Here is a 21,525-nt window from a genome sequence, read left to right as displayed (position 1 = left end):
CAAAAGCCGCTCGCGCGGGACATCGCGCCGTATCCGGCGATGCGGGGCGTCCGCCCGCCCTCAGGCCGAAACCCTTTCGAGCCACCCGAGGCCCTCCACGGTGCCGGCGGCCGGGCGGTATTCGCAGCCGACATAGCCGTCATATCCCAGCCGGTCGAGGGCCGCGAACACGCGGAAATCGTCGAGTTCGCCCGTGCCCGGCTCGTTGCGGCCGGGGACCGACGCGGTCTGCACGTGGCCGATCACCGGCATCAGAGCCTCCAGCGACTTGAGAACGTCGCCGTGCAGGATCTGGCGGTGATAGAGGTCGTATTGCAGGCGGATGTTCGCCCGGCCGAGCTCCGCGATCAGGTCGGCGGCGCGCGAGAAGTCGTTGAGGAAATAGCCGGGCATATCGCGCCCGTTGAGCGGTTCGATCAGGATCGTCCGCCCGGCCTCGCCCGCCCGGTCGGAGGCAAACAGCAGCGCATCGCGATAGCGCGCCGCGGCGGCGCCGTCCTCCGGATCGGCGAGACCCGCCATCAGGTGCAGGCGCCGGCAGCCGGTCGCGGCGGCATAGCCGAGCGCGAGATCGACGGTCGCACGGAATTCCGGGCTGTCGCCGAGGCGGACTGCGATACCGCGCTCGCCCTTCGCCCAGTCGCCCGGCGGCAGGTTGAACAGCGCCAGTTCAAGTCCGTTGGCCGTCAGCCGGTCGGCGATCTCTTCCGGTGCGTGCTCATAGGGGAACAGGAACTCGACCGCCCGGAATCCGGCGGCGGCAGCGGCCTCGAACCGGTCGAGAAACGCGTGCTCGTTGAACATAAGGCTGAGATTGGCAGCGAAGCGGGGCATCAGTGGGCGCCTTGTTCGGGAAGCTCGAGGCCGGCGATGAGTGCATAGAGCCGGGCGACCGAGGCGTCGTCGTCCCGTCCCATGCCGGCCGCCGCGGTCATGATGAAGAGCTGGAGTGCCGCTCCGGTGAGCGGCAGCGGAAAGGACAGCCTGCGGCCGATGTCCGAGACGATGCCGAGATCCTTGGTGAAGATGTCGACGGCGCTGCGCGGACGATAGTCGCCTTCCAGGATGTGGGGCACGCGGTTCTCGAACATCCAGCTGTTGCCGGCGGAACCGGTGATGACTTCGAACACGCGGGAGATGTCGAGGTCGAGCCGGCTCGCAAACGCGACGGCCTCGCAGGCGGCGGCGATGTGGACCCCGGCCAGAAGCTGGTTGACGATCTTGAAGGAGGAACCGATGCCCGGCGCCGAGCCGAGATCGTGGACTTTCGCGGCCATGGCGTCGAGCACGGGCCGCGCCGCTGCGAAGGCCTCGGCCGATCCCGAGGCCATCACGGTCAGGTCGCCGCTTTCCGCCTTGGCTGCCCCGCCGCTGATGGGGGCATCGAGGAAATGCAGCCCCGCTTCGGCCGCGCCGGCGGCCAGCCGCTTGGCCTCGTCCGGCGCCATGGTGGCGCAGGAAATGACGACCCCGCCCGGCCGAAGCGCGGATGCGGCGCCGTCCGGTCCGAACAGCACGGCCTCGGTCTGTGCCGCGTTGACGACGACGCAGACGAGCGCGTCGGCGCCGGCCGCGGCCTCTGCGACGGTTGTGGTGACACGGCCGCCCGCCGCCGCGAAGGCGGCTCCCGCTGCCTGCGAGACGTCGAAGCCGACGGTATCGAGCCCTGCTCGCAGGAGCGATTTCGCGATGCCGAGCCCCATAGAGCCAAGCCCGGCGACGGCGACCGTCCTGATCGATCCGCCCATGAAGTCTCCCCGGAATGATTTTGTGTTAGCGCTGTCATTTTCTATGGCACGGAAGGCTAGCCCCTTACAATCGTTTTGTGTTAGCGCTGTCATAAGCGTGGAACGGACACACGGGAAGGCAAGCGGTCGTGCGCAAGGGCACGCGCCGGAAGGTGCGATCTCCAGAGGTCGGGGACGAAGGGACGCCGCGCGGCCAGCCGCTGCTCGCCGACGTCGCGCGCGTGGCCGGTGTCAGCGAGATCACTGTCTCGCGGGTGGTGCGCGGCCTCGAACGAATCTCGCCGCAGACGCGGGCGCGCGTGCTGGCCGCGATCGAGACGGTCGGCTACGTGCCCAACCGGCTTGCCGGCGCGCTTGCCTCGTCCGGCTCGATGCTCGTCGGTGTGGTGCTGCCCTCCCTCTCGAACATCGTGTTCGCGGACGTGCTGCGGGGCGTCCATGCGGCGCTGGCGGGCACGGGCTACCAGCCGGTGGTCGGCGTGACGGAATACGCCCCGAACACCGAGGAACGGGTGGTCCGCTCGATGATGGCGTGGCAGCCGCGCGCGATGATCGTTGCGGGCTTCGAGCACACCGCCCCGGCGCGGCGGATGCTGGAGGCGAGCCCGGTCCGGGTCGCCGAGATCATGGACATCGACGCCGCACCGATCGACGTCGCCGTCGGGCTGTCCCATCGCAAGGCCGGCTACGATTCCGCCCGTCATCTCGTGTCGCGCGGCTATCGCCGCTTCGGCTATGTCGGCCACGACTGGGAGCGCGACCGGCGCGCGCGGCTTCGCTACGACGGCATGCGGGCCGCGCTCGGCGAGGCCGGGCTCGACCTCGTCGACGAACGGCGGGTGGACGGACCGAGCACGACCGCCGACGGCCGCGCCATGACCGCCGCCCTCCTCGCCGGCGACGGCCGGCCGGACGTCGTGGTGTTCTCCAATGACGACATGGCCGTCGGAGGCGTATTCCACTGCTTCGCGACAGGCCTCGTGCCCCGCCGCGATATCGGGCTGTTCGGCTTCAACGGCCTCGATATCGGTCAGGCCCTGCCGCTGCGGCTTTCCACGGTGCGCTCTAACCGCTTCCTGATCGGCCGATCCGCCGCCGAGACGCTGATCGCGCAGGCGGCGCGCCCCTCAGACCCCACCATCATCGACACCGGCTACGAGATCGAGGCCGGCGAAACCGCGTGACCGCGTCGCGCGGCGGAACAACCAAGAGACCAGCTTTTCGGGAGGAATTTGCCATGTTGCTCGGGGCGATCGCGGACGATCTGACCGGCGCGTCGGATCTCGCGCTGATGCTGTCGCGCGAGGGCATGAAGACGGTGCAGACGGTGGGCATTCCCCCGGCCGGCTTCGATGCCGGTGCAGCCGATGCGGTGGTGGTTTCGCTGAAATCGCGCACCATCCCGGCGGCCGAGGCGGTCGAACAGTCGCTCGCGGCGGCGGAATGGCTGCTCGCCACCGGGGCGCGGCAGCTGTTCTTCAAATATTGCTCGACCTTCGATTCGACCCCGGTCGGCAATATCGGCCCTGTGACGGAAGCCCTGCTCGGCCGCCTCGGTGCCGGGCTTACCCTCGCCTGCCCCGCCTTCCCCACCAACCGGCGCACCGTCTATCTTGGCTATCTCTTCGTCGGCGACGAACTCCTGTCGGAGAGCCCGATGAAGGATCATCCGCTGACGCCGATGCGCGATCCGAGCCTCGTCCGCGTGCTGCAGGCCCAGACCACCCTGCCCGTGGGCCTCGTCGCCCACGAGCGCGTCCGCCGCGGGGCGGATGCCGTCGCGGCCGCCTTCTCCCAGGCCGAACGCGCCGGACAACGCATCGTCATCGTCGACGCCATCGACGACACCGACCTCAGAGCCATCGGCACCGCCGCCCGCGACATGGCGCTCGTCACCGGCGGCTCCGGCATCGCGATCGGCCTGCCGGAGAACTTCCGTCGTGCCGGTCTACTCGCGGCCGCCGCGCCGTCGGCGCGGATGGTGGCCCCGCCCGGCCGCGCGGTGATCCTTGCCGGCTCCTGTTCGGCCGCGACGCGCAAGCAGGTCGCGACCGCCGTCGCCTCCGGCACGGCGGCGCTCCGCATCGATCCGCTCGCGGTGGCGTCGGGTTCGCTTGGCGTCGAGGAGGTCGCCGCCTTCGCCGAGACCGCGACCGGCGGTCCGCCGCTGATCTATGCCAGCGCCGATCCGGCCGAGGTCGCCGCCGTCCAGGAAAAGCTCGGGCGCGAGCATGCCGGCGCGCTCGTGGAAGGCCTGATGGCGGGCGTCGCCTGCCGGCTCGCCGAGCGCGGCTTCACGCGCTTTCTCGTGGCGGGCGGCGAGACCTCCGGGGCGGTGGTTCAGGCGCTCGGCGTCGAAGGCTTCGCCATCGGTCCCGAGATCGATCCCGGCGTTCCGTGGATGCTGAGCCTTGGTGCCGGGCGGCCGCTCGCGCTTGCGCTGAAGTCGGGCAATTTCGGCGCGCCGGACATCTTCGCCAAGGCCTGGGACCTCCTGGCATGACCGCGCTTCTTTCCGAGGAAACCCGCGCCCGCGACGAGATCGCCCGCATCGGGGCATCGATCTTCTCACGCGGCCTCACCTTCGGCTCCACGGGCAACATCAGCGTGCGGCTTTCCGACGGCAGCCTGCTGATGACGCCGACCAACGCCTGCCTGGGCGAACTGGAGCCGGCGCGGCTGTCCCGTTTCACCGCCGAGGGCGTGCATGTGGACGGCGACAAGCCCACCAAGGAAGCCTTCCTCCACCGCTGCATGTATTGCGCCCGGGCGGATGCGGGCGCGGTGGTCCATCTCCACTCCACCCATTCGGTCGCCGTCAGCATTCTGGCCGATGTCGATCCCGCGGACGTTCTGCCGCCGTTGACCGCCTACTATGTGATGCGGGTCGGCACGCTGCCCCTGGTGCGCTATTTTCCGCCGGGCGACGCGCGCCTCGCCGAGGCGGTGGGCGAGGAGGCCGGCCGCCATCACGCGGTGCTGCTTGCGAACCACGGCCCCGTGGTGGCGGGCAAGACGCTGCGCGAGGCGCAATATGCCGTCGAGGAACTGGAAGAGACCGCGCGGCTGTTCCTGATGCTCGACGGACGCCGGGTGCGGCCGCTCACCGCCGATCAGGTCGCGGAGCTTCGCCGGCGCTGATGCCGACAGACGTGGATGCGGATGCCCCACAGTACCGGCGCGCCGGATAGACGCGTCGCGCGGGCTGTGGTGCAGTCGCGGCCGAATCGATGATGTCGCGCCCGGCGGGCGTCTTGAGCGACCGCTGCTCGCGGCGGCCATCGGAAGAAGACGGATTTGGGAGGAAGACGGAAATGGGTGCGTTGAACGGCAAGGTCGCCTGGGTCACGGGCGCGGGAAGCGGCATCGGCGCGGCAGCGGCGGCGGCCCTCGCGGGCGCCGGCGCCCGGGTCTTCCTCACGGGAAGGCGTGTGGATGCGCTTCAGGGCGTCGCTGACCGGATCGATGCCGCTGGGGGCCAGGTGAGCGTTCTGCCGGGCGATCTGTCTTTGCCCGGCGTGGCGGCCGGGATCGCCGGCGCCATCGAGCGCGAGGCCGGGCGGCTCGACATCGTCGTCAACAATGCCGGCACCAACATTCCGCGCCGGAGTTGGCAGGAACTCGACGAGGCCGGCGCTGAAGAGGTGCTGGACGGCAACCTGAAGCTCGCCTTCCACACCGTCATCGCTGCGCTGCCGATCATGCGCCGGCAGAAGCAGGGCCTGATCATCACGACCGGCTCGATTGCGGGCCGCCATGTCGGGGCGATATCCGGCTCGTCCTACACCGCGGCGAAGCATGGCGTGGTGGCGATGAGCCACAGCATCAATCTTGAGGAAATGCACAACGGCATCCGCGCGACGGTGATCTGTCCGGGCGAAGTCGCCACGCCGATCATCGACAAGCGGCCCGCACCCGCGGATGCGGAAGGCCGGCGGCGCATGCTGCGCCCGTCGGACCTCGCCGATCTCGTGCTGCACGTCGCAACGCTGCCGGCCCACGTCTGCGTCAGCGAACTCGTCGTCATCCCGACCGGCGCCGTCGCGGAGACGGAAGGCGCCTGAGACGGCGGCACCGGAGCCGCGTCATCCCGTAAACGAAATCTGCCGGGGGAATGCCGTTCTGAACCCCCCGGCAGGATGTGCGCGTGCGCGTTGTCGTGGTCAGCCGCGGCCGACGAGCGGCATCTTGGTGGCCATCACCGTCATCTGCAGCACGTTGGCGTCGAGCGGCAGCCCGGCCATGTAGAGCACCGCGTCGGCGACGTGGCTGACGTCGAAGGTCGGCTCGACCTTGATGGAAAGGTCGGGCTGCAGCACGCCCTTCTTCATCTGCGAGGCCATTGGCGTCTCGGTGTTGCCGATGTCGATCTGGCCGCAGGCGATGTCGTACTTTCGCCCGTCGATGGCCGTCGAGCGCGTGAGTCCCAGCACCGCATGCTTGGACGCGGCATAGGGCGCCGAATTCGGCCGCGGCCTCTCGGACGAGACCGAGCCGTTGTTGATGATGCGGCCGCCGCGCGGGTTCTGGTCCTTCATCAGCCGGAACGCCGCCTGCGTGCAGAGGAAGACGCCGGTGACGTTGGTATCGATCACCGTCTTCCACTGCTCGACTGGCAGGTCCTCGATATTGACCGGCGGCGCGATGGCACCGGCATTGTTGAACAGCACGTCGAGCCGGCCGAACCGCTGCCGGATCGCCTCGAACAGCGCCGCGACCGAGGCCGGGTCCGTGATGTCGGCCGGGATGGCGACGGCCTCGCCGCCCGCCTCGGCGACGACGGCCTCCAGCGGCTCGCGGCGCCGGCCGGTCACCACCAGCCGGTACCCGGCGGCTGCGAGCGCCAGTGCCACGGCCTTGCCGATGCCCGTGCCGGCGCCCGTGACGAGGGCGACCTTTCCGCTGTCAGTCATGATCGATCATCCTGCTTTCTCGATTGTCGGGTGCCGCGTGAGAGCGCTTGCCGATCTGATGGACCTCATCAGACCGGAAAGACATCGCTCCAGATTCAAAGACTTGAGCCTATCCTTGTCGTTCGGAGCGGTTCGATCCGAACGGGATATGTTCTAGGCGGCGATGCGGCCGCCGAGCTCGTCCTCGATGTGCACGCGAATGATGTCGTCGAAGCTCTTGTCGGCCGTGAAACCGAGCGCGATCGCGCGCGCGGGATCGAAATCCTGCGCCCAGCCGTCGACGATGCGGATGATGGTCTCGTCAGGCTCGCGGCGGATCAGCTTCACGGCCCGCTCGCCTGCGACACGGCCGAGCGCCGCGATTTCCTCACCAACCGTGGTCGAGAGGCCGGGCATGTTGAGGCTGCGCCGCGGTCCGACGCGGCCGAGATCGAGCGTCGCGGCGTGCATCAGGAAACCGACCGCCGCCCGCGGGCTTGCGAACCAGTGGCGGACGTCGGGCGACACCGGCAGCACCGCTTCCTCGCCGTTCAGCGGCTCGCGCAGGATGTTCGAGAAGAAGCCGGAGGCGGCCTTGTTCGGCCGGCCGGGGCGGATGCAGATGGTGGGAAGCCGGATACCGATGCCGTCGAAGAAGCCGCGGCGGGAATAATCGGCCAGCAGCAGCTCGCAGATCGCCTTCTGCGTGCCGTAGCTCGTCAGCGGCGTCTGGAAGAACTCGTCGCCGATCTTCTCCGGGAACGGGGCGCCGAACACCGCGATCGACGAGGTGAACACCACACGGGGACGATAGGGCGAGGCGAGCCCGGCAAGCCGGATCGCATCGAACAGCTGTCTGGTGCCGTCGAGATTGATGCGGTAGCCCTTGTCGAAATCGGCCTCGGCCTCGCCGGACACGATGGCGGCGAGGTGGAAGATGAGATCCGGTCGGCCGGCGATCAGCGTCTCGGCGGTGGCGGGCGCGGAGAGGTCGACGGTCAACGTCTCGACCTTACCGCCGAAGCCTGCAGGCCGCTCAGGCGCGACCACGTCGGCCAGCGTCAGGGCGGTGACTTCGCGGCCGTCGATCTGGCCGGCCTCGACCAGACGGCCGATCAGCTTGCGGCCGACCATGCCGGCGGCGCCGATGATGAGAACATGCATGGGAAAGAACCTCGAAAGAACGGAAATTCAGGAGAAGCGAACGCGCGCGATGGCGTAGGGGCCGAGCCGGAGCGTGCCATTCTGGAGCGGACGGGCGAGAACGTCGATGGCATCCGTCATGCGGGCGGCCTCGACGAAGCTGTCGGCATCGATCACGCTCGCATCGCGCACCGCGCCGTCCATGACGACGCTCTGCGGCTCTGCCGTGCGGTTTGCCAGCCACAGCGTGCGGCCGCCATCGGTGTCCGCGGCGATCGCTTCCAGCGCGGCCGGCGCCTCGACGGCAAGCCGCGATGCGCCCTTCAGCGCCGCGAGCCCGCGCAGCACATGGTACATCGGGAACAACCCGCCCTCCTCGTCGAACCAGGGCTGCGGCCACGATTGCGGCGTGTGCAGGAGGCCGAACGGGCCGGTGGCACCGCCGAGCGACACGGTCTCGGCGCCGCCGTCCGCGAACCGGGCGAAGAAGCCGAGCGCCCACGCGGCGCCAAGCAGGCCGCGATGGCGCGGGTCGTTATAGTTCATCGCCTGGCGGATGTTGCCGGGATTGGCCATCGGCGCGTCCCCGTAGGGGTTCATCCGCATCCCGATGGCGCTCGGCCCGACCGCATAGGGCTTCTCCCCGGCGATCGCCCGGGTGCTCGCCGCCATCGCCGGCAGCGATTCCAGCCCCTCGACGATGGAATGGTCGTCGCCGGCGTGGAGCGTCGCGGTCGTGGTGAAGCTCAGGAGATCGATGAGGTCCACCGGCGGGCGCTTGCGGTTCATCTCGGTGAAGTAGCTGAACATACCGCCGCCGAGCCGCACGCCGGGGAAGGCCGCGCGGGCTGCGGAGAAGAAATCGCGCGGCGGCGGGGCGGGCGGCCACGGGCTGCCGGGCAGCGTGCACTTCAGGTCCGGCGCCGGAGACACGAGCACGGTGCGGAACGGCCTGCCGATCGAGGCGACCGCCTCGCCGAGCGCTGCGATCTCCGCTTCGAAACCGTCGACGGAGGCGACGACCGCCTCGAGCCACGGCTCCGCGCCGATCTTCGCGGCCGTCTCCGCCAGCCGCTTCAGCACCTCGCGGTCGTGGCCGCGGCGCGGATCGTAGTGGCAGACGGCGACGGCGACGCCTGCGGCGGCGATGGTGGCGATATTGGCGAGGGTCGGCTCGATCTCGTCGGGATCGAGGCCGAGGCCGAGGCCGGGGACCGTCCCTTCCCGCGCGCCGATGGAGACGCGTGCTGCGCCCGTGTCGGCCGTCGCCGCGGGCCTGCCCGTCACGGTGACGCCGACCGACTGGGCGATGGTCTCACCGGCCGGGATGGTGTAGGGCCACGGCCGCGCGAGCGGGCGCACATAGGTCTTGTAGGAGGCGTCGGTCCAGTTGCGCTGGTCCTCCATCTCGTAGGCATCGCCCTCCATCCGGCAGGTGACGCCGAGGCCCGGCGCGGCCTCGTGAGTGAGCGCGCGCAGATCCTTCATCGGCTGGACCGGATCGATCAGCGCGGGAAAGACGCTGTCCTCCACGGTCCCGTCGACATGCTCCACGGTCACCGGCCGGCCGCTGACCCCGACCAGCGGATGCAGCACGACGAAGCCGGTGCGGTTCGTCAGGAAGTCCGTCTCGGTGACGGCTTCGGCCGAGAACGTCAGGCGGCCGTTGGCGTGGCCGTCGATGGTGGCGCGGTAGCGCAGGCGCTGGGTATCGTCCTCGGCGACCGCATCATAGGAGACGCGGAAGCCTTCCGGCATCTCCGTGAGTTCGAAATTGGCGATGCGGGGATTGTAGGTGCCCCAGTTGCGGTCGCGTACGATGAAGGACACCGCGCGGATGATCTCGACACCGCCATAGCGGATGTGGCGCAGGTTGCCGGCATCGAGTTCGGCGGTGAAGTCGCCGGCCTTGAGGATGTGGAGCGGGGCGACCGGCTCCTCGGTGCCGAACAGGCGGACGGCCAGGGAGGGGGTGTCGACGGATGGGGTTTCGGTGCTCATCGTTCCACCCGGCTGCTGACGAGCCGCTCCGCGAGCAGCGCGACGATGATGATGGTGCCGATGGCCGAGCCCTGCCAGAACGGCGAGACGCCCATCAGGTTGAGGCCGTTGCGGATCATCACCATGATGAACACGCCGATCAGCGTGCCGATGACCGAGCCGCGGCCGCCATAGAGGCTTGCGCCGCCGATCACCACCGCGGCGATGGTGTCGAGTTCCATGGCGTTGCCCATCAGCGGGTCGGCCGACAGCAGCTGGCTGATCGAGAACGTGATGGCGACCGCCGACAGCGCGCCCGACAGCACATAGGGCAGCACGGAATAGAACAGCGTGTTGAGGCCCGCCGCACGCGCCGCTTCCCGGTTGGAACCGACCGCGTAGATGGTGCGCCCGCCCTTAGTATAGGTCAGGTAGAGCCAGGCGGCCACGTAGAGCGCAAGCAGGAACAGCACGTTGGTCGGAATGCCGAACACCGTTGTGTAGACGATCTGCTGCATCGCCTCCGGGATGTCGGAGATCGCGGTCTGGCCGGACAGGATGTAGGCGAGGCTGCGCGCGATCGCCATCATGCCGAGGGTGACGACGAACGCCGCGAGCCCGAACAGGTGGATCAGCAGTCCGGAAATCAGCCCGATCGCGGCGCCCGCGGCGACCGCCAGCATGATGGCCGGCACGATCGGCATCTCGCGCAGCGCCAGCCCGAGGATGATGCCCGTCAGGCCCGCGACCGAGCCGACCGAAAGGTCGATGCCGCCGGTGAGGATGACGAACGTCATGCCGACCGCGACGATGCCGATCACCACCGACTGGTCCAGCATGTTGAAGATGTTGGACTGGGTGAGGAAATAGGGCGACAGCATCGACAGGCAGATGGCGATGACGGCCGCCAGCAGCACCATGCGCACTTCGAGCCGGCGGAAGACGGATCTCATCCGTGTCTTCGGCGCGGGGGAAGCGAGGGATGCGGTGCCCATGGATATCGGCTCCTTGCGGCTCATAGCGTTGCCGCCATGGTTGAAATGCGGGATTTGATGGCGTCCGGCGACGGCAGCGGGCGGCCTTCCGGCAGGCTGAGGCCGACCCAGCCGAGATCGTGGCCGCGCGGGCTGCGCATCGGCATCATCAGCGTGCTGCGACGGCCGCCGGCGGCCTCGGTCACGAAGCCCTCGTCGCGCCGGCGAAGCGCCTCGGGAATGCGGGTGTCGGCCATGAAGGCGGCATCGCCCGCCTTGAAGCCGGGATCGGCATCGGCGTCTGCGACGACGGCGTTGAGGCAGATCAGGCGGTCGTCCTCCAGCAGCGCCCAGAACCCGGCGCCGCCATAGCTGCGGGTGAGGTCGCCGAGCAGGGCGGTGTTGCGCGCCATCGAGGTGCGCGGCGCGGCGAGAAGGGTGAGCTTCTCCTCGTCGAGCATCGCGCTCGGCAGATCGGCGACCGAGCGCCCGTCGCTGATGACGACGATCCGGTCGCTGAGGCCGAGCAGTTCCTCGAAGTCGGAGGAGACCACGACCACGGCGACGCCCCGCCGGGCGACCTCGCGCAGCATGGCGTAGATCGAGGCGCGGGCGCCGATGTCCACGCCCTTGGTCGGCTCGTCGAGGATCAGCACCTGCGGATCGAGCAGCAGCCAGCGCGCGATGATGATCTTCTGCTGCATGCCGCCGGAGAAATTCAGCATGGAGGCATCGAGCAGCCGGTCCGCCGGCAGGCCGAGTTCGGCCAGGAGTTCGGTCGCCTTCCGCTCCCGGGAGCGGTAGTTGCAGAAGAAGCCCTTGTGCGCCCCGAGATGGGCGAGCAGCAGGTTCTCCTTCACCGAGAGATCCGGCACGATGTTCTGGGTGCGGCGGTCTTCCGCCACGAAGCCGACACCGGCGCGGATGGACGCCTGGGGACGGTGGTCCGGCAGCGGCTTGCCCGCGACCGAGACCGTTCCGGCGCTGCGGCGGCGCAGCCCGAACACCGCCTCAACCGTCTCCGATCGGCCGGCCCCGACGAGGCCGCCGAGCCCGACGATCTCGCCCTTGCGGACGGTGAACGACACGTCCTTCACCTCCGGCGCCGCCGCGAGGCCTTTCACCTCCAGTGCCACCGGGCCGAAGGCGCCGTGCTCGACCGCGCCGCGATGCTCGTAGATGGAGCCGAGTTCGGCGCCCACCATGGCGCGGATCAGCTCGGGCTGGGTGAGATCCGCGGTCGGGCGCGACTTCATGACGGTGCGGCCCTCGCGCATCACCGTCACGCGGTCCGTGAGCGAGAACACCTCTTCGAGGCGATGGGAAACGAAGATCAGGCCGCGGCCGGAGGCCCGGAGGCGGCCCATGATGTCGAACAGCCGCTCGACCTCGCCCGGGCTGAGCGACGCCGTCGGCTCGTCGAAGATCATCAGCCGGGCGCTGATGCCGAGGGCCTTGGCGATTTCGACGAGCTGCTTCTGGGCCGAAGACAGCCACCGCACCTCGAGATCGAGCGGCAGAGTATCGTTCTGCCCGAGTTCTTCCAGAATCGCCTCTGCGCGCTTCCTGAGCGTGCCGCGGTCGAGACGGCCGCGCGTGCCAAGCTCGGGCAGGAAGATGTTCTCGAGCACGGACAGGTCCGGGACGAGGCTCGTCTCCTGCATCACGATGGCGATGCCGTTGCGGAGCGCGTCGCGGGTGCCGTTCAGGACGATCGGGCGGCCCGCAAAGGTGAGCGTGCCGGAATCGACGGTGTAATGGCCGGAAATGACCTTGGAGAGGGTCGACTTGCCGGCGCCGTTGGCGCCGAGGAGGCCGTGAATCTCGCCTTCGACCAGTTCGAAGTCGGCGCCCGCGAGCGCACGCGTGCGGCCGAACGTCTTCGAGATGCCGCTGGCGACAAGAAGCGGCGCGCTGGATGGCGGGGAGGACTGCATCGTCGGAACCTCGATGCCCGCAGGCGCCGTCCCGGGTGTGAGATCGGGACGGCGCACCGGGCGCGTTTGCACGGACGGACGGGGGGAATCTGCCGGCACGGCCCGGGTGCCGCCGCGGAAACGGGTCGTCCGCGGCGGCGGAGGGCTGTGCAGGGATCAGACCTCGTTCGCGAACACCGTGAGGCGCACGGTCGGCAGTTCCTTCTCGATGTTCTCGCTGGTGACCGCGAGGATCGGCACCACGATCTCCTTCGGCGGCGTCTTGCCGGCCAGCACCTCGAGCATCGCCTCACCCGAACGCTCGCCCATGAGGTAGGGCTGCTGCATGCCGGAGACGACGAGTTCGCCCGACTTCAGGAGATCGACGAACTCGGGGATGCCGTCGAAGGCCGCGACCAGCACCTCGCCGTTGCGGCGGGCCGCCTTGATGGCGCGCAGCGCGCCGATGGCGGGCTGGTCGGTCTGCACGAACAGGCCGCGCATGCCGGGGTTGGCGGTCAGCATGTCCTGGGTGAACTTGAAGGTCTCGTCGGCGGTGTAGCTCTGCATCTGCTGCAGGCCGGCTTCCTTGCCGGTGAAGCCGCCTTCCTTCAGGCCGTCGAGGAAGCCCTTGGTGCGGGCCTGGCCGTTCTTGCGCGCCTGGGAGATCGCCACGATGCCGACGGAACCGTCCTCCCAGCCCTTCTTCTTCAGGGCGGCGGCCAGCGCCTTGCCCACATCGAACGCGCCGCGATAGTTGTCGGAGATGATGAACGAGGCGTAGTCGCCGCTGTTGGTGCCGATATCGGCGATCACCACCGGGATGTTGGCGCGCTTGGCGAGCGTCAAAACGCTCGGAGCGGTCGAGGAATCCGTCGGCGAGATCACGATGCCGGCGACGCCGCGGGCGATCGAGTCCTGGGCGTTCTGGAGCTGCGTCTGGGCGCTGTTGTGGGAATCGAGCGCCTGGAACGAATAGCCCTGCTTGGTGACCGCCGCCTCGACGCCCTTGGACAGGAAGCGCCAGAACGGCAGGTCCAGGCCCGGGGTGAGATAGACGATGCTCTTGCCGGCCGCGGCGGCCGGGAACAGGCCGGCGGTGCTGGCGCCGGCGACGGCGAGGGTGCTGGCGGCGATCTTCAGGAATGTCCTGCGTTCCATCGTGAATTTCCTCCCATATGTGATTTTTCGGCTCGCGCGCCTTCGGGATGGCGTCGCGGCCTGTTGCTTTCTGGTCTCCGGAGCGCTTGGCCGGATGCCGGCTCAGGCCGGCAGGGACCGGTCCGCGCTTCGGACGGTCGGGCATTGCGCCGGCGCCGCCGTGCATGCCCCAAATCGTGGAATGGAGCGCTTCCCGTCGGGCGGACGAAGCCGTCCGAACGCGAGGCGCGCCTGAGTGCCGGGGCTTGGGCGCCCCTCAATCCTCCGCCGTCAAGATGGACTGGGTGGTGCTGTAGATGCGCCCGGTGTGGATGGCGAACGCCTCCACGGCGCGTTCCGGATCGTGGAGGCGAAGCGCCGCCACGATGGCGAGATGGTCGTCGTAGCTGGCGGCGATGGCGCCCGGCCGCGCCACGACGCGACGGCGATATTCCATCATGTAGCCGTAGAGATCGGTCGAGAAATCGGCGAGCAGCGGGTTCGCCGACACCCGGTAGATCGTGGTGTGGAACTCGCGGTCGCAGATCAGGAACCGCACCGGGTCGTCCAGCGACAGCCGCTGCGCCTCCAGCAGGCTCTCCAGCGTGGCGAGGGTTGCGTCGTCGATGGCGCGCGCCGCATCGGCCACCACCTGCCTCTCGACCAGAAGCCGTGCCGAATGCACCGAGTCGATGTCGTAGGCGTCGACCGCGCGGGCCATCGCGAGACCGATCGTGACCGGCCCGACATCCGCCCTGAGCACGCGCGTCCGCGCGCCGTGGGAGACCTCGAGCACGCCCTGGGTGGCGAGGATCTGGATGCCGCCCCGCACCGCCTCTCGGCTGACATTCAAAGCGGCCGCAAGCTCCCGCTCGCTCGGAAGCGCGTCGCCGACCTGCAGGATGCCGGAGGCGATCAGGCCGGCGATCTTCTCGCTGATGACGGTCTTGATCGAGCGCTTCACGATACCATCGCGAAACGCCCTGATCTCCGTCAGCGGAATGGCCGGCGATGAGCTGGCAGGCTGGGGCATGGTTCCTCTGATCAACTGGTTGAACCAGTAGACCAGCTAAGGAAGCGGGAGGACGGGTGTTTTGTCAAGCGGGTGAAATCGGGCGGCTGGGGACATCCGGAAGGCACGATCATGAGCGCCACGAGACCGGTGGCCAGCCCGCGAGGCGAGACGCCGCAAAAGCCGCTGCGGCCGTATCGCCGCGTCGGGATCTCCGTCCATTGCCGGATCGAATCGCAGGGTCCCGCCGCACAGGTCGTCCCTCGCCTATAGGCGCCGCTGCGGCCGCTCCGGACTCATCGTCCCCCACCCCGACCACGCCCGGAAAAGCCGGGTTCACGGCATTATCATCGCGGGAAAGTCTCCACGGCGCGCGCCATGACATCCGTGCGGCGATGGAGCCTGCGGGTCAGATTCGTGCGGCGCGAAGGGCGAAACCAGCGGTGGCGCGATGTGCCGGAGTTCGGAACCGGTCGCCACCACAACCGTTCTGTCGGGGCCGGAGACGATTGCATCGCCTGCCGTAATCGGTGACATTGGGCGGTATCATTTCACATCCATTCAAAGGTGATTGCCTGAATGCAGGGTGGCGCGTCCCTCGTCTTGCTGATCGTGCTGCCTTTCATCGCCAGCCTCGCCGCCATCTCGCTGCGGGCCAAGGCACGGGATGCCGGGGCCTGGCTGTCGGGCCTGACGACGTTCGGTCTCCTCGCGCTGATCATCGCGTCCTATCCGGCGGTCGATAACGGCGGCGTGCTGCGCTACGTTATCCCGTGGGTTCCCGAGCTTGGGCTCGACATCATCCTGCGCCTTGATGGATATGCGTGGATGTTCGCCGTCCTCATCACCGGGATCGGCCTTCTGGTGGTGCTCTACACGCGCTACTACATGTCGCCGGACGATCCGGTGCCGCGCTTCTACGCCTTCTTTCTCGCTTTCATGGGATCGATGCTCGGCGTCGTTTTGTCGGGGAACATCATCCAGCTCGTCGTCTTCTGGGAGCTGACGAGCCTGTTCTCGTTCCTGCTGATCGGCTACTGGTCGAGCAACGCGGGCGCGCGCGACGGCGCGCGCATGGCGCTGACCGTCACCGGGGCGGGAGGACTGGCGCTGCTCGCCAGCATGCTGCTGATCGGCCACGTCATCGGCAGCTACGATCTCGACACCGTGCTCGCCTCCGGCAACGTCATCCGCGACAGCAGCCTCTATCTGCCGATCCTGCTGCTGTTCCTGCTCGGCACCTTCACCAAGAGCGCGCAGTTCCCGTTCCATTTCTGGCTGCCGAACGCGATGGCCGCGCCGACGCCGGTCTCCTCGTTCCTGCATTCGGCGACGATGGTGAAGGCCGGCGTGTTCCTGATGGCGCGGATGTGGCCGGTGCTCGCGGACACCTACGAATGGTTCGCCATCGTCGGCTTCGCGGGCATGGCGACGCTGCTGCTCGGTGCGTACTTCGCGATCTTCCAGCAGGACATCAAGGGGCTGCTCGCCTATTCCACCATCAGCCATCTCGGGCTGATCACGCTGCTCATCAGCCTCGGCAGCCCGCTCGCGCTGGTGGCGGCGATCTTCCACATGATGAACCACGCCACCTTCAAGGCGTCGCTGTTCATGGCCGCCGGCATCATCGACCACGAGGTGGGCACGCGCGACATGCGCCGCATCGGCGGGCTGTTCCGTTTCATGCCGATCACAGCGACGCTGGCCATGGTCGCCAGCGCCTCGATGGCCGGCGTGCCGCTGCTCAACGGCTTCCTCTCCAAGGAGATGTTCTTCGCCGAGGCGATCGAGACCCACGCCGATTCCGTGTTCGATACCGCCGCGCCCTATGTCGCCGTGCTGGCGAGCGCCTTCGCGGTCACCTACTCCATCCGCTTCATCCACGGCGTGTTCTTCGGCAAGCCGCCGGAGGCGTTCGAGCACACGCCCCACGAGCCGCCGTTCTTCATGCGGCTGCCCGTGCTGCTTCTGGTGCTGATCTGCCTGATAGTCGGCATCGTGCCGGGGCGGACCGTCGGTCCCTATCTGCACAGCGCCGTCGTCTCGGTGCTCGGTGCCGAGACGCCCGCCTACAGCCTTGCGGTCTGGCACGGCTTCAACCTGCCGCTGGTCATGAGCCTCGTCGCCCTCGTGGCCGGCACGCTCCTGTTCTTCGCGCTGCGCCGCTACCTCGCGACCAGCGAGGAGGGGCCGCCCTATTTCCGGCTGCTCAAGGGGCAGCGCATCTTCGAGCGCGTGATGGTGCTGGTATCCTGGCGATGGGCGCGGCTTGCCGAAAGCCGGCTCGGCACCCGCCGCCTTCAGCCCCAGCTGAGGCTGCTCGCCGGCTTCGCCTTCATCCTCGCCCTGATGGCGCTGTTCACCGGGCCGTTCGGCGCGGAAGTCACCGTCTCGGCCGGAAGCGATCCCGTCTTCACCGGGCTCTGGGCCATCGGCGCGCTCTGCGCCGTGGGCGCGGCCTACCAGGCCAAGTTTCACCGTCTGGTCGCGCTCATTCTCATGAGCGGCGCCGGCCTCGTCACCTGCATCACCTTCGTGTGGCTGTCCGCGCCCGACCTTGCGCTAACGCAGCTCGTCGTCGAGATCGTCACCACCGTCCTGATCCTGCTCGGCCTGCGCTGGCTGCCGAAGCGGCTGGAAGACGTCGACCCCGTCAGGGAGTTCTCGGCCAAGGTGCGCCGCTTCCGCGACCTCGCCCTCGCCGCCGCGTGTGGCGCCGGCGTGACGGCGATCGCCTATGCCGTGATGACGCGGCAGCCGCCGCAGAGCATCGGCGACTATTTCCTGGAAAACGCCTACAGCCAGGGTGGCGGGCGCAACGTCGTCAACGTCATTCTCGTCGACTTCCGCGGCTTCGATACCTTCGGCGAGATCACTGTGCTCGGCATCGTCGCGCTCACGGTGTTCGCCCTGCTCCGGCGTTTCCGCCCGGCGCCCGACAACGTGGCCTCCCCCGACCAGCAGCTCCATCAGGCAGCCTCTGACGATCCCCAGGCGCGGCCGGAGGCCGGCAGCATCGCCAGCGACTATCTGCTGGTGCCGGGCGTCATCATGAAATGGCTGTTCCCGGTCATCATCGTGCTGGCGGCCTATCTGTTCATCCGCGGCCACGACGTGCCGGGCGGCGGGTTCATCGCAGGCATCGCCATGGCCGCCGCCTTCATCCTGCAATATATGGCGGCCGGCACCACCTGGGTCGAAGAACGGCTGCGCGTTCTTCCCGTGCGCTGGATGGGCTTCGGCCTGCTCATCGCCGCCGCCACGGGCATGGGCTCGTGGCTGTTCGGCTATCCGTTCCTCACCTCCCACGCGCAATATGTCGCCCTGCCTTTGATCGGGAAGGTGCCGGCGGCGACCGCCATGGCGTTCGACCTCGGCGTGTTCTCGCTCGTGATGGGGGCGACGGTGCTGATGCTGATCGCGCTCGCCCACCAGTCGATCCGCAAGCTTCGGGCGGCGAAGCTGCCGGCCGCGCCCGAGACGGAGACCCCGCGATGGAACTGACGCTTGCCATCGGAATCGGCGTTCTCGTCGGCTCGGGCGTGTGGCTGATCCTGCGGCCGCGCACCTATCAGGTCATCGTCGGGCTTTCGCTCATCGCCTATGGCGTCAACCTGTTCATCTTCTCGATGGGGCGGGTGCGCGTCGGCGCGCCGGCGGTGCTGGACGCCGCGGGCCCCGTGAACCCGGCCGATTATGCCGACCCGGTTCCCCAGGCGCTGGTGCTGACGGCGATCGTCATCGGCTTCGCAACCACCGCGCTGTTCCTCGTGGTCATGCTTGCCTCGCGCGGCCTCACCGGCAGCGACCACGTCGACGGCAGGGAGTCGTGAACGTGCTGCCGATCGAGCATCTTCTCATTGCCCCGATCGTGCTGCCGCTGGTCACCGGCGCGCTGCTCCTGCTCTATGACGAGCGGCGCCACACGCTGAAGGCGGTGATCGACGTCGTCTCCACCGTCGCGCTCCTCCTCATCAGCCTCGTGCTGCTGTGGGCCGCCGATGCGGTCGGCGGACCGGACGCGCACGTCAGCACCTATCTTCTCGGCAACTGGGCGGCGCCGTTCGGCATCGTGCTGGTTCTGGACCGCCTGTCCGCGCTGATGCTGACGATGACGAGCATCCTCGCCGTCGCGTCGCTCACGTTCTCGCTCGCTCGCTGGCACAGGGCGGGGCCGCATTTCCACACGCTGTTCCAGCTCCTGCTGATGGGGCTGAACGGGGCGTTCCTCACCGGCGATCTCTTCAACCTGTTCGTGTTCTTCGAGGTGCTGCTTGCCGCGTCCTACGGGCTGCTGCTGCACGGCTCGGGCGTCACGCGCGTGCGGGCGGGGCTGCATTATGTCGCCATCAATCTCGCGGCCTCGTTCCTGTTCCTGATCGGCGTCAGCCTGATCTACGGCGTGACCGGCACGCTGAACATGGCGGACCTCGCGGTGCGCATGGCGAGCATCCCCGCGGACGACCACGCGCTTCTCGATGCGGGCATCGTCATCCTCGGCGTCGCGTTCCTGGTGAAGGCCGGTATGTGGCCGCTGTGTTTCTGGCTGCCGGGGGCCTACGCGGCGGCTGCGGCGCCGGTCGCGGCCATCTTCGCCGTCCTCAGCAAGGTCGGGGTCTATGCCGTGCTGCGGCTGTCGCCGCTCCTGTTCGGCGTCAATGCGGGCCGCTCGGTCGGGCTCGACGACGCCTGGCTGTTCGCCGGCGGCATGGTGACGATCGCGTTCGGCACCATCGGCGTGCTGGCCTCCCAGGCCATGGGCCGGCTCGTCGCGTTCAGCGTTCTCGTTTCCAGCGGCACCATGCTCGCCGCCGCCGGCATCTCCAGCAGCGCCGTGACGGCGGGCGCCCTCTACTACATGGTCAGTTCCACCCTCACGATCGGCGCGCTGTTCCTGCTGGTCGAACTGGTGGAGCGCACCCAGAACCCGGCCGCGAACGTGCTGGCCGTGACCATGGAGGCCTATGGCGAGGACGACGAGGAAGCGGAGGAGCGCGAGGTCGGCACGTCCATCCCCGGAACGCTCGCGATCCTCGGTGCATGCTTCCTGTTGTGCGGATTGCTACTGTCGGGTCTGCCGCCGCTCTCGGGCTTCGTCGGCAAGTTCGCCGTGGCTTCGGCGGCGCTTTCGGTCGGTGGGGGCGGGCCGCTCTCGACTGAGGGATGGTCGTTCATGGCCATGCTTTTGGTCTCCGGCCTGTTCGCAATGGTCGCGATGGTCCGGGCCGGCATCCGCATGTTCTGGTCGCCGGTGGAGATCGTCGTGCCGCGGGTGATGGTGGTCGAGTTCCTGCCGGTGGTGTTTCTGCTGGTGGTGTGCGCGGCCATGACGGTGCAGGCCGGCCCGCTGATGCGTTACGCCGAGGCGACCGCCGGTGCCCTGCACCAACCGGACGCCTATATCCGCGGCGTGCTCGAAAAGCGGCCGGTCCCGCCGCCCGCCGGGTCGGCCCCCGAAGCGGAGGCCTCGCCATGACGCGTCTGCTGCCCTATCCGCTGCTCGCCGCGTCGCTGGTGCTGATGTGGCTCCTGCTCAACGGCTTCTCGCTCGGGCACCTCATTCTCGGCGTGGCGATTGCCGCCGTCGCCACGCGGATCATGGCGGCGCTCGAGCCGGAAAAGCCGCGCGTGCGGCGCTGGGGCGCCATCGTCCGGCTTTTCGGCCTCGTGTTCGTCGACATCATCCGGTCCAACATCGCCGTCGGCCGCATCGTGCTGCGCGGTCGGCCCGAGCGGACCGGCTTCGTGGCGATCCCGCTCACCGTCCGCGACCGCACGGCGCTCGCCGTGCTCGCCTGCGTGCTGACCGCGACGCCGGGAACGGCCTGGGTCGAGTACCGCTCCAGGACGGGCACGCTGCTGCTTCACGTGCTGGATCTGGAGAACGAGCAGGACTGGATCGACCTGATCAAGAAGCGCTATGAGCCGCGCCTCATGGAGATCTTCGAATGAGCGCCATGATCCTGCTCTGGTCTGTCACGCTCGCGCAGCTCATGTTCGTTCTGGCCATGGCGTGCTGCGTGTTCCGCCTGTTCCGTGGTCCCCGGGCGCAGGATCGCGTGCTCGCTCTCGATGCGCTCTATATCTGCGCCATGCTGCTGCTCCTGACCTTCGGCATCCGCACGGGCAGCACGCTCTATTTCGAGGCCGCGCTGGTCATCGCCCTGCTCGGCTTCATCTCCACGGCTGCGCTCGCGAAGTTCCTGATGCGCGGGGAGGTGATCGAATGAGCCACGCGGCCGATCTGCCGCTCTGGGCGGCCGTCCTCGTTTCCCTGTTCCTCCTGCTCGGCGCCGGCGTGACGCTGATCGGCACGATCGGGCTGGTGCGGCTTCGCAGCTTCTACCAGCGCCTGCATCCGCCGACCCTCGGAACCACCTGGGGCGCCGGCGGTGTACTGATCGCCTCGATGATCTTCTTCTCCGTGCTGGATTCGCGGCCGGTCATTCACGAGCTTCTGATCACGGCGTTCGTCACCGTCACCACGCCGGTCACGCTGATGCTGCTCGGCCGCGCCGCGCTTTATCGCGACCGCACCGAGGGACGGACGGACGTGCCGCCGTTCAATCCGGAGGGCGGCGACAGCGGCAACGGCGCGCCGCAGGAGAGCTGAGGGGCGTCGCCGGCCTCTGGACAGCGGGCGACAAGTCCGTTGACATCAGTGCGTCAGCCTATATTGTACGCATGGCTATCCGGTAGGCACTCGGGTGGCTTGACATA

19 protein-coding genes are annotated in these 21,525 nt (G+C 68.6%); 10 read left to right on the top strand and 9 right to left on the bottom strand.

Translation table 11 applies throughout. The features are described 5' to 3' along the window. Window positions 1-60: 60 nt before the first annotated feature. Both otnI and ltnD read right to left on the bottom strand, forming a co-directional pair. Window positions 61-834, bottom strand: a complete 774-nt coding sequence (gene otnI / locus BUF17_RS15620) for a 2-oxo-tetronate isomerase (RefSeq protein ID WP_073630349.1) — start codon at window positions 832-834, stop codon at window positions 61-63. Beyond that, a complete protein-coding gene (ltnD, locus tag BUF17_RS15615) occupies window positions 834-1,748 on the bottom strand; it encodes an L-threonate dehydrogenase (RefSeq protein ID WP_073630347.1) in 915 nt (304 codons plus the stop codon). The genes otnI and ltnD overlap by 1 nt, the downstream gene beginning before the upstream one ends. A 200-nt stretch (window positions 1,749-1,948) precedes the next feature. On the opposite strand from ltnD, the gene BUF17_RS15610 reads away from it, so the two are divergent. From BUF17_RS15610 to BUF17_RS15595, 4 genes are all read left to right on the top strand, one after another. After that, a complete protein-coding gene (locus BUF17_RS15610) occupies window positions 1,949-2,932 on the top strand; it encodes a LacI family DNA-binding transcriptional regulator (RefSeq protein WP_073630658.1) in 984 nt (327 codons plus the stop codon). 53 nt (window positions 2,933-2,985) lie between these two features. Then, entirely contained in the window at window positions 2,986-4,251 is a 1,266-nt protein-coding gene (gene otnK, locus BUF17_RS15605) for a 3-oxo-tetronate kinase (protein ID WP_073630345.1), read from the top strand. After that, on the top strand, window positions 4,248-4,889 hold the full coding sequence (gene otnC / locus BUF17_RS15600) for a 3-oxo-tetronate 4-phosphate decarboxylase (RefSeq protein WP_073630343.1): 642 nt from the start codon (window positions 4,248-4,250) through the stop codon (window positions 4,887-4,889). Before otnK ends, otnC begins: the two co-directional genes overlap by 4 nt. A 173-nt stretch (window positions 4,890-5,062) precedes the next feature. Further along, window positions 5,063-5,812 carry an SDR family oxidoreductase gene (locus BUF17_RS15595; protein WP_073630341.1) on the top strand — a complete coding sequence of 250 codons (750 nt, stop codon included), beginning with the start codon at window positions 5,063-5,065 and terminating at the stop codon, window positions 5,810-5,812. Between the two features lie 99 nt (window positions 5,813-5,911). Here the strand turns inward: BUF17_RS15595 and BUF17_RS15590 are convergent, their stop codons facing one another. The 7 genes from BUF17_RS15590 to BUF17_RS15560 form a co-directional block, all read right to left on the bottom strand. Next, entirely contained in the window at window positions 5,912-6,661 is a 750-nt protein-coding gene (locus BUF17_RS15590; protein ID WP_073630339.1) for an SDR family oxidoreductase, read from the bottom strand. 153 nt (window positions 6,662-6,814) lie between these two features. After that, window positions 6,815-7,804, bottom strand: a complete 990-nt coding sequence (gene denD / locus BUF17_RS15585; RefSeq protein WP_073630336.1) for a D-erythronate dehydrogenase — start codon at window positions 7,802-7,804, stop codon at window positions 6,815-6,817. 27 nt (window positions 7,805-7,831) lie between these two features. Beyond that, window positions 7,832-9,784 (bottom strand): D-apionate lactonase family protein, encoded by a 1,953-nt coding sequence (locus BUF17_RS15580; protein ID WP_073630334.1) that lies wholly within the window; start codon window positions 9,782-9,784, stop codon window positions 7,832-7,834. Continuing rightward, the gene (locus BUF17_RS15575) at window positions 9,781-10,716 is read right to left on the bottom strand and encodes an ABC transporter permease (RefSeq protein ID WP_244530909.1); all 936 of its coding nucleotides are present in this window, start codon (window positions 10,714-10,716) and stop codon (window positions 9,781-9,783) included. The genes BUF17_RS15580 and BUF17_RS15575 overlap by 4 nt, the downstream gene beginning before the upstream one ends. Window positions 10,717-10,778: 62 nt before the next feature. Further along, a complete protein-coding gene (locus tag BUF17_RS15570; protein ID WP_073630330.1) occupies window positions 10,779-12,674 on the bottom strand; it encodes a sugar ABC transporter ATP-binding protein in 1,896 nt (631 codons plus the stop codon). A 156-nt stretch (window positions 12,675-12,830) separates the two neighbouring features. Further along, window positions 12,831-13,814, bottom strand: a complete 984-nt coding sequence (locus BUF17_RS15565) for a substrate-binding domain-containing protein (protein ID WP_084564746.1) — start codon at window positions 13,812-13,814, stop codon at window positions 12,831-12,833. Window positions 13,815-14,070: 256 nt separating this feature from the next. Beyond that, entirely contained in the window at window positions 14,071-14,826 is a 756-nt protein-coding gene (locus tag BUF17_RS15560; RefSeq protein ID WP_073630328.1) for a FadR/GntR family transcriptional regulator, read from the bottom strand. A 558-nt stretch (window positions 14,827-15,384) separates the two neighbouring features. Between BUF17_RS15560 and BUF17_RS15555 the strand changes: the two genes are divergently transcribed. From BUF17_RS15555 to mnhG, 6 genes are read left to right on the top strand one after another with little or no spacing between them, the layout of a single operon-like run. Next, complete coding sequence (locus BUF17_RS15555; RefSeq protein ID WP_073630326.1) at window positions 15,385-18,309, top strand: monovalent cation/H+ antiporter subunit A; 2,925 nt, start codon at window positions 15,385-15,387, stop codon at window positions 18,307-18,309. Continuing rightward, complete coding sequence (locus BUF17_RS15550; protein ID WP_073630324.1) at window positions 18,300-18,638, top strand: Na+/H+ antiporter subunit C; 339 nt, start codon at window positions 18,300-18,302, stop codon at window positions 18,636-18,638. The genes BUF17_RS15555 and BUF17_RS15550 overlap by 10 nt, the downstream gene beginning before the upstream one ends. A 2-nt stretch (window positions 18,639-18,640) precedes the next feature. After that, a complete protein-coding gene (locus BUF17_RS15545; RefSeq protein WP_139282559.1) occupies window positions 18,641-20,281 on the top strand; it encodes a monovalent cation/H+ antiporter subunit D in 1,641 nt (546 codons plus the stop codon). Beyond that, the gene (locus BUF17_RS15540) at window positions 20,278-20,757 is read left to right on the top strand and encodes a Na+/H+ antiporter subunit E (protein WP_073630322.1); all 480 of its coding nucleotides are present in this window, start codon (window positions 20,278-20,280) and stop codon (window positions 20,755-20,757) included. The genes BUF17_RS15545 and BUF17_RS15540 overlap by 4 nt, the downstream gene beginning before the upstream one ends. Beyond that, window positions 20,754-21,035 carry a K+/H+ antiporter subunit F gene (locus tag BUF17_RS15535; RefSeq protein WP_073630320.1) on the top strand — a complete coding sequence of 94 codons (282 nt, stop codon included), beginning with the start codon at window positions 20,754-20,756 and terminating at the stop codon, window positions 21,033-21,035. Before BUF17_RS15540 ends, BUF17_RS15535 begins: the two co-directional genes overlap by 4 nt. Beyond that, window positions 21,032-21,418, top strand: a complete 387-nt coding sequence (gene mnhG, locus BUF17_RS15530) for a monovalent cation/H(+) antiporter subunit G (protein ID WP_073630318.1) — start codon at window positions 21,032-21,034, stop codon at window positions 21,416-21,418. Before BUF17_RS15535 ends, mnhG begins: the two co-directional genes overlap by 4 nt. Window positions 21,419-21,525: the final 107 nt, after the last annotated feature.

Source organism: Pseudoxanthobacter soli DSM 19599 (assembly GCF_900148505.1).
GTDB lineage: Bacteria > Pseudomonadota > Alphaproteobacteria > Rhizobiales > Segnochrobactraceae > Pseudoxanthobacter > Pseudoxanthobacter soli.
The sequence above is the reverse complement of the archived record's forward strand: the minus strand, read 5'-3'. Positions and strand labels throughout refer to the sequence as shown.

Bases quoted from the DNA above. Each gene is read 5' to 3' on its own strand.
- BUF17_RS15555 (WP_073630326.1), top strand. From the start codon at position 15,385: ATGCAGGGTGGCGCGTCCCTCGTCTTGCTGATCGTGCTGCCTTTCATC.
- BUF17_RS15535 (WP_073630320.1), top strand. From the start codon at position 20,754: ATGAGCGCCATGATCCTGCTCTGGTCTGTCACGCTCGCGCAGCTCATG.
- BUF17_RS15575 (WP_244530909.1), bottom strand. From the start codon at position 10,716: ATGAGATCCGTCTTCCGCCGGCTCGAAGTGCGCATGGTGCTGCTGGCG.
- BUF17_RS15590 (WP_073630339.1), bottom strand. From the start codon at position 6,661: ATGACTGACAGCGGAAAGGTCGCCCTCGTCACGGGCGCCGGCACGGGC.
- otnK (WP_073630345.1), top strand. From the start codon at position 2,986: ATGTTGCTCGGGGCGATCGCGGACGATCTGACCGGCGCGTCGGATCTC.
- BUF17_RS15560 (WP_073630328.1), bottom strand. From the start codon at position 14,826: ATGCCCCAGCCTGCCAGCTCATCGCCGGCCATTCCGCTGACGGAGATC.
- otnC (WP_073630343.1), top strand. From the start codon at position 4,248: ATGACCGCGCTTCTTTCCGAGGAAACCCGCGCCCGCGACGAGATCGCC.
- denD (WP_073630336.1), bottom strand. From the start codon at position 7,804: ATGCATGTTCTCATCATCGGCGCCGCCGGCATGGTCGGCCGCAAGCTG.
- otnI (WP_073630349.1), bottom strand. From the start codon at position 834: ATGCCCCGCTTCGCTGCCAATCTCAGCCTTATGTTCAACGAGCACGCG.
- BUF17_RS15570 (WP_073630330.1), bottom strand. From the start codon at position 12,674: ATGCAGTCCTCCCCGCCATCCAGCGCGCCGCTTCTTGTCGCCAGCGGC.
- mnhG (WP_073630318.1), top strand. From the start codon at position 21,032: ATGAGCCACGCGGCCGATCTGCCGCTCTGGGCGGCCGTCCTCGTTTCC.
- BUF17_RS15540 (WP_073630322.1), top strand. From the start codon at position 20,278: ATGACGCGTCTGCTGCCCTATCCGCTGCTCGCCGCGTCGCTGGTGCTG.
- BUF17_RS15580 (WP_073630334.1), bottom strand. From the start codon at position 9,784: ATGAGCACCGAAACCCCATCCGTCGACACCCCCTCCCTGGCCGTCCGC.
- BUF17_RS15565 (WP_084564746.1), bottom strand. From the start codon at position 13,814: ATGGAACGCAGGACATTCCTGAAGATCGCCGCCAGCACCCTCGCCGTC.
- ltnD (WP_073630347.1), bottom strand. From the start codon at position 1,748: ATGGGCGGATCGATCAGGACGGTCGCCGTCGCCGGGCTTGGCTCTATG.
- BUF17_RS15550 (WP_073630324.1), top strand. From the start codon at position 18,300: ATGGAACTGACGCTTGCCATCGGAATCGGCGTTCTCGTCGGCTCGGGC.
- BUF17_RS15595 (WP_073630341.1), top strand. From the start codon at position 5,063: ATGGGTGCGTTGAACGGCAAGGTCGCCTGGGTCACGGGCGCGGGAAGC.